The sequence below is a fragment of the Herbaspirillum chlorophenolicum genome, from assembly GCF_001189955.1.
In the GTDB taxonomy this organism is placed as follows: Bacteria; Pseudomonadota; Gammaproteobacteria; order Burkholderiales; family Burkholderiaceae_D; genus Herbaspirillum; species Herbaspirillum chlorophenolicum.
In genome coordinates, this window is record NZ_LFLT01000127.1 from 1 (window position 1) to 1,973 (window position 1,973).

At 56.9% G+C, this 1,973-nt stretch carries 2 protein-coding genes and 1 pseudogene; 1 reads left to right on the forward strand and 2 read right to left on the reverse strand.

Annotated features, from left to right (window positions below; genetic code table 11):
* Both AKL28_RS23430 and AKL28_RS23435 read right to left on the reverse strand, forming a co-directional pair.
* Positions 1-345 (reverse strand): hypothetical protein (locus AKL28_RS23430; RefSeq protein ID WP_414735711.1); only part of this gene is annotated, 345 nt, incomplete at its 3' end.
* Between the two features lie 164 nt (positions 346-509).
* Positions 510-1,571, reverse strand: a complete 1,062-nt coding sequence (locus AKL28_RS23435) for a DNA-binding protein (protein ID WP_050470687.1) — start codon at positions 1,569-1,571, stop codon at positions 510-512.
* A 170-nt stretch (positions 1,572-1,741) separates the two neighbouring features.
* Between AKL28_RS23435 and AKL28_RS24215 the strand changes: the two are divergent.
* Positions 1,742-1,973, forward strand: a pseudogene (locus tag AKL28_RS24215) (integrase); the annotation flags it as partial.

A 1,973-nucleotide genomic window follows, 5' to 3' on the forward strand; every position in this document is an offset into this window, starting at 1 on the left:
TTCCCACACCTTGTAGCGGAGATGACGTAGCTCGGGCGTCTTCGCACAGAAAATAAAGTGGAACATCATGTAAGTCTCAAAAGCTGCTCGAACTAAGACCGCAATCGATGCGTGATCGACATAGTGCGGATAGGCCTTGCCTTCGAGGGAGGTGCTCACGCCTTTGAATATCGTCTCGATGGACTCGAGATGCCGAAAGACTTTAATCAGCAGCACTTGAGCATGATTTTTCCATTGATCATCTGGTGCTAAAGGGTTACCAGCCTGGACTTCGATGAGTCGGCCAAAAAGTTCTAGTAGCAGGGCAAAGTCAACCGAGGTGTCTGGCAAAGTCGATGGTTTCATGCAACACCGTCGAGAGGAGTAAAAAAATCGGGTTGCACATGGACACCCCAGTGCTTTGCAATCAATCCTGCGCTACGCAATTCGCTGAAAGTTGCCAGTTGTTGAGACGAACGCCCAACTTCTTGATAGCGCGTCCTGACAGCCCCCCCCCGATTTCATGAAGCCTAATCACGGCGTATACCCTCATGGGCAATGGACACGGCGGCGGCCCCGTTATCTGGACGCTGCGCGAGGATCTTGTCAATCCAAGCTGCCTTGTCCCGCTCAGCTTGCTCGGCCTTGCGTTCCGCAGTGGTCAGCTGACTCGCCAGCATTTCAATCTGGTTGCCAGCCGCCGCTACGCCAGCCTTGGCCTCGATGAGAGCCTGCTGCGCCATGTCGAGTCGGCGCTCTGCGTCGGCCCGTGCCCCAGTCAGTTCCTGGAGTTGAGCTGCTTGCTGGTTTCGCTCCGAGCGAGCCTGGTCCAATTCAGCGTGCGCCTCACTCAGGGAATCGCGAAGTCGTTCTAGTTCGCTCACTTGGTGCGCTAACGTGGCCTCCTGCTGGCCAAGCGTCGCTTGTTGCGCCTCTTGGCGCCGCTGGCCGGAGATATTTTCCTGCTCAAGGCGCACAAGACGCTGCTCGAAAGCGTGCCGTTCCTCGGCGCGCTGGCGCGCTGCCGCCTCCTGGAAGTGCTCGAACTGGGTGCGAGTCTTTGCCATTTGCTGGTTCAAGGCATGAACCTCGGCGGCGCGATCACTCAGCCGTTGCTGGAGGCCGGCATTCTCAGTCTGTGCGGCCGTGAGGGCAAGCGCATTGGCCTGCAGATCCTGCTGGCATCTCGCCAAGGTTTGCTGAGTCTGGGCGTGTTCTCGGGCTAAGGTGGTGTGGGCCAGGCGGAGTTGGGCTTCGCCGGCCAGGGCTGCCTCTCTCTGGCTGCGCATCGCCGCCTGCGCTTGCTCGTGTGCCTCGTTGGCGACTTCCAACTGCTTAGCGACATCATCCTGAAGCCGCTGGTAGACGCACTTGACGGCCTCCACCAGATCGACTGGCAAGCCGGTGTCGCCGCCGGCAATCACTTCCTGATGTTCGGCCTTCCAGCGCTTGAGCATGGGGGCGATGGTGCTCTTGCTTCCAGTATCTCCGAGCGCTTCGCGAACCGTGTCGATGGTGGGTGCTTTGCCAGCGGCGGCCAGCTGGGAGGCTGCTTTGGCGACTTGTGAGTAGAGGATGCCTGCACGGGCCATGGAAGCTCCATCAAATAAGATATCGTATTACGTTATACGTAATAATACGTTTAAATACAATTCAAAATTTATGGGATAAACTGGTATATGACACTCTATAAAGTCGGTTATCGAATGTTATAGTGCGTCATTTCCCGGTTATGACGCCGCGTTGCGGTACATGAGCCAAAATGAGCGACAAATTGCCTTCCCCTGAAATTACTCCCGTCATTGGCGGTGCGTTGGATGCCGGTACGCTTTTACCTGCTGATGTGGAAGAGGCTCACAGGAATTTCCTCGCAGCGGCTACGTCCGAAAATACCCGGCGCACGTATCGTTCGGCCATTCGACATTTCCTGGCTTGGGGCGGCGTCCTGCCCGCTGACGAGAATGCAATCATCCGCTACCTGCTGGCACACGCTG